The 4,483-nt window shown below is 61.1% G+C and carries 5 protein-coding genes and 1 pseudogene; 3 read left to right on the top strand and 3 right to left on the bottom strand.

Annotated features, from left to right (window positions below; all coding sequences use genetic code 11):
* Positions 1–202 (top strand): transposase (locus tag AC1DF3_RS36550; protein ID WP_478142751.1); only part of this gene is annotated, 202 nt, incomplete at its 5' end.
* Here the strand turns inward: AC1DF3_RS36550 and AC1DF3_RS36555 are convergent.
* Together AC1DF3_RS36555 and AC1DF3_RS36560 are read right to left on the bottom strand one after the other, a co-directional pair.
* Positions 158–779, bottom strand: a pseudogene (locus AC1DF3_RS36555) (IS630 family transposase); the annotation flags it as partial. The gene AC1DF3_RS36550 and the pseudogene AC1DF3_RS36555 overlap by 45 nt on opposite strands.
* Before the next feature lie 243 nt (positions 780–1,022).
* On the bottom strand, positions 1,023–1,973 hold the full coding sequence (locus AC1DF3_RS36560; protein WP_478142747.1) for a LysR family transcriptional regulator: 951 nt from the start codon (positions 1,971–1,973) through the stop codon (positions 1,023–1,025).
* A gap of 327 nt (positions 1,974–2,300) precedes the next feature.
* On the opposite strand from AC1DF3_RS36560, the gene AC1DF3_RS36565 reads away from it, so the two are divergent.
* Both AC1DF3_RS36565 and AC1DF3_RS36570 read left to right on the top strand, forming a co-directional pair.
* Positions 2,301–3,452 (top strand): acyl-CoA dehydrogenase family protein, encoded by a 1,152-nt coding sequence (locus AC1DF3_RS36565; RefSeq protein ID WP_478142748.1) that lies wholly within the window; start codon positions 2,301–2,303, stop codon positions 3,450–3,452.
* Between the two features lie 27 nt (positions 3,453–3,479).
* Positions 3,480–3,752 (top strand): hypothetical protein, encoded by a 273-nt coding sequence (locus tag AC1DF3_RS36570; protein ID WP_478142749.1) that lies wholly within the window; start codon positions 3,480–3,482, stop codon positions 3,750–3,752.
* Positions 3,753–3,907: 155 nt separating this feature from the next.
* On the opposite strand, the gene AC1DF3_RS36575 is transcribed toward AC1DF3_RS36570, so the two are convergent.
* Positions 3,908–4,345, bottom strand: coding sequence for an acyl-CoA dehydrogenase family protein (locus tag AC1DF3_RS36575; RefSeq protein WP_478142750.1), 438 nt, complete (start codon positions 4,343–4,345; stop codon positions 3,908–3,910).
* Positions 4,346–4,483 lie beyond the last annotated feature (138 nt).

Here is a 4,483-nt window from a genome sequence, read left to right on the forward strand (position 1 = left end):
CTGGGTCGTCGAGGTCTGCCATAGCTGGTTCAACCGCTTCCGCAAGCTGCTCGTGCGCTACGAGAAACTCGAGCGCAGCTTCGTCGCCCTCAACCACCTTGCCGCTGCCATCATTGCCTTCCGCAAGGTACCTGCCGACGTCAACATAAATTACGGACAAGTTCTTTGCGGTTCGCAGACAAAACCTCTCGACGCTGGCTAGGATGTCCTCGGCGGTCTTGGACCAGACGAAGGGCTTCGACTTGGCGTTGTGGACGTCAAGGTCGTGCTTGATGGCTTGCTCGAGTTGCCGCGTCGAGCGATGCGTGCCGCGGCGGATGCGGCGCCGCGTCAGCGTGGCAAACCAGCGCTCCACCTGGTTCAGCCACGATGCCGAGGTGGGGGTGAAGTGCACATGCAAGCGCGGACGCCTTGCAAGCCAGGTCTTGATGGATGGCGTCTTGTGCGTGCCGTAGTTGTCCATGACGAGATGGATGTCCAGCGCCGGCGATACGTTGGCCTCGATGGTGCGCAGGAACTGAAGAAACTCTGCGCTGCGGTGGCGACGATGCACCTCGCCGATGACCGTCCCGGTGGCGATGTCCTGCGCCGCAAAAAGCGTCGTCGTGCCGTGGCGCTCGTAGTCGTGGGTGCGCCGCTCGGGGATACCCGGCGCCAGGGGCAGCAACGGCTGCGTGCGGTCCAGCGCCTGGATATGGCTCTTCTCATCCACGCACAGCACCGATCGCCATCGGCGGCGGGTCCATGTACAGGCCGACGATGTTGCGCACCTTGTGTACACTTCGCGCGCGTTTCATCTGACGATCGGCGCAGCGGGCGACTGTCAGTCCGGAATGACCTCCGCTTGACCATTGTCCTGGCGAAGGTTCGCTTCTCCCGCGCCGTGACTCGCGGGTCGCTGCTGGGCGAGGGGTTCGGATATGCCTTGAGCAACTGGGATGCGCTCAACACCTTCGTCGAGGTCGCTCTCGATGGCGCACCCGCAGGCGTTCGTGGGGATCGGTGTTGCTTCGATGCGGGTGTCACGCAGCCTGGCCACTCCCAAAATCGCTTTCCGTTGCACCAGGGCTTCCTTTGGCTGAAGCGGCCCGCTGGCGCAAGTGGCTGACCAGGTCTGGAATGGGTTGCCTTGCCGTCCGCGCATCGGCGATGCAAATCCAAAACTGCCGCTCCGCCCAGTGGTCCGAAAGTTTCAGCAGCTTCAGGTTGAAACAGACCAGGTATCGCTCGGCAATGCTCTCGGGAACGAGGGCGACTCCAAGTCCGTAGCCGACCATCATGCACCTCGCCTCGAGGTTGGTCACTTGCATCCGGACGGTGGGAGGCCGCGACAGGGTTCGCCCCGCGAGCTGCATGAACAACTCGATCGAGTCCATGGGAAAGCTACCGATGAATGGGTAGTCCAGGGCTTCCTCGAGACCGATGTTCGCTTTCTCTGCCAATGCGTGCCCATTCGGGACGACAAGTCCCACCCGATCCGAACAGTAAGGATAGGAGATCACGCCGGTCGCGGCGTGCTGTCCATGGTAGATCCCGATGTCCGCAGCGCCCCCTGACACCAGGCGCGGAATGTCGATGCTTCTATGTTCCAGCAAGTCAATGCTGATCTCGGGACGCGCCACCAGGTAACCAGAAAGGTGCTGCGGTAGGAACTGCAGGATCGTCGTTCGATTCGATGCCAATCGCACAGTGGGCAATCCGTCGGAGCTGAACAAGCGTATCGATGTTTCGAGCTCGTTCACCGATCGCAACAGCGCTTTCGCTTGCCGATGGAGGAGGTCGCCGGCGGGTGTCGGCTCGACGCCTCTGCCATGTCTGTTCAACAGTTTGACCCCAAGGTGCCGCTCCACTTCGGAAATCCGCTTGCTGACGGCGGAAATCACCAAGCCGTTGCGATCAGCTGCCTTGGAGAGACTCTGCTCATCCACGGCGGACACGAATATTTCAAGATCTGTTGTGCTGATGTGCTTCATGTGCTTGGGTCCACCGACGAAGCGAGGACATATTGCCGGCTCTGTGCTCGAACGATCAGAAGAGCAATCATAGACTCGGGCTCAGACGCGACGGCCCCTCGTCTGGCTTTGCCGGCTTGCCCCGTAAGAACGCTGCCTTCACGCATGGTCAAGTCAGGGTGGTCACCGATGGGCAAACTCTACGCAGGACGCGGGTACGGCGACTCGGGCCGAAGGGCTGCTTACCAAACCCACTTCGCCCTGAACGGTGAATCTCCCGGTGCGGGCGGGAGACTCGAGATCGTTTTCTGGTGCCCGGATGTCCCGCATCCTTCAGATGGAGACGGAATGTATTTCGAACTGAGCGAAGAGCACAGGTCCTTCGCAGAAGCCGTGCGGAAATTCGCGCAGCACAAGCTTGCCGCGGGCGCCCTGGAGCGCGCGCATTCCTGTCGGTTCCCGTGGGACGTTGCGGGGCTTCTGGCCGACCAAGGCCTTCTGGGTATCGCCTTTTCCGAGGAGGACGGCGGCCAGGGCGGGACGCTGCTGCACGCCGTTCTCGCGATACAGGAGGTGGCGCTCGTTTGCCCGAAGAGCGCGGACATCGTGCAAGCGGGCAACTTCGGTGCCATTCGCACATTCGTGGAGTACGCGACCCCCGAGCAAAAGCGCAAGTACCTCCCAGGCTTGCTGGCCGGGACAAAACTCATCGCCTTGTGCATGAGCGAGCCCGATGCGGGATCCGCCGTCACCGAGCTGAAGACCACTGCGGCGTTGGACGGCGACGACGTGGTCATCAATGGCAGCAAGGTATTCTCGACGCACAGTCCCGATGCGGACCTGTTCCTCGTGTACGTTCGCTTCGGGCCGGGTGTCAATGGAATCGGATCTGTCCTGGTGGAGCGTGATGCGTCAGGCCTGCAAGTGGGCTCACCCTCGCCGTTCATGAGTGGGGAAACGTGGAGCCCGCTGTTCTTCGAGAACTGCCGGGTACCGCGGTCGAACGTGCTTTTGGGCGCCGGCGGGTTCAAGAAGCAGATCGCAGGCTTCAACGTGGAAAGGCTGGGTAACTCGAGCAGGGCGCTTGCACTGGGGCGGCACTGCTTCAATATTGCGCGAGAGCATGCGATGGTGCGCAAGCAATTCGGCCGCCAGCTCTGCGAATTTCAGGGAATACAGTGGAAGTTTGCCGAGATGAAGCTCAAGCTCGAGACCGCGCAGCTCCTCCTGTACAAGGCAGCGCTGGAGGGCGAACACGGTCTTCCCTCCGCCCAGAGTACCGCTCTGGCAAAATTGGCCTGTAACCAGGCGGGATGGGAGGTCGCAAACGAAGCCATGCAAGTCATGGGTGGTACCGGTTACAGCCAGGAGTCCATCGTCGAATACTGCGTGCGGCGCACGCGTGGATGGATGATCGCCGGCGGCTCGACCGAAATGCTGAAGAACCGTATCGCCGAAGGCGTGTTCGAGCGGACCTTTGCACAACGGGCTGCTGCCTAGTGATCAGCACTCGAAGTTGTTGTACGTATGATTGCGCCACACATCAAAGACCCGGAAGGAAGCGACCGCTTCCTCAATCTAGTCGACTTCAAATGGCTGATGGCTGGCATGGGCTGGTGGGTCGATCTGTCGCGCCTGCAGAGGGACAAGGCTTACATCGACGAGTGTCTGCTACGCGCTCTGACGAGTGACTCAGAGTTGCTTCGGAAGCACAGTGTCGAAATGCTTGGCTTGCGGCGCGGTGCGGATACGCATTGCGCCGCTGCCATGCCGTCCACATTCATCGGATTGGCATTGTGATGGGCGCCGATGGGTCCAATCCGTTTGGCAGCTTCACTCACCCGTCCACGTCGGTCTGTTGGACAAGTACATAACTGCTTGGCGCACCACACTAGGCGATGGCTCGCCAACCCGACAACCGGAGATAGGCCTGGGTTTGATACGGGCTGATCAACTCAGTCGCGTGCGCCGCCCGCTTGCGCCTGCCGAGATTCCAGGAATCGATCGAGATTGCGTTGAATGACTCGGCCCGAATGCTCTAGCACATGCGCGCGCTTGAGCAGGCGGTGGATGTCGCATTCGGCCGTAAAGCCCATCCCTCCATGAACTTGGATGGCCGCGGCAGCATTCTGCAAGGCACCACGCGCGGCGACGGCCTTGGCCGCGAGAATCTGGAGATCGACATCTTCGTCCTGCTCGTTGAAGGCAACTGCCGCTCGATACATCTGGACCTTGGCGAGCTCGGCCCGGACCGCCATGTCCGCGCATGCGTGCTTCACTGCCTGGAAAGCACCAATGGGACGGCCGAATTGTTCACGCAACTTGGCATAGTCAATGGCAAGATCACGCGCCTGCTCCGCAATGCCGACGAGCATGGCCGTGCTGAACCGCACCGGCTTTCGAGGAGGCCTATTGGCTTGAGTCCGACCGGGATGGTCTGACTTCTCTTCTGGCTGTTCTGACTTTCATTATTCCAGCCCCCCGCAGGGGCCGCCGGAGGCGCCCCCGGTTGGGCCATGTACTCATGGTTC

It is taken from the genome of Variovorax sp. 10N432 (assembly GCF_056394465.1).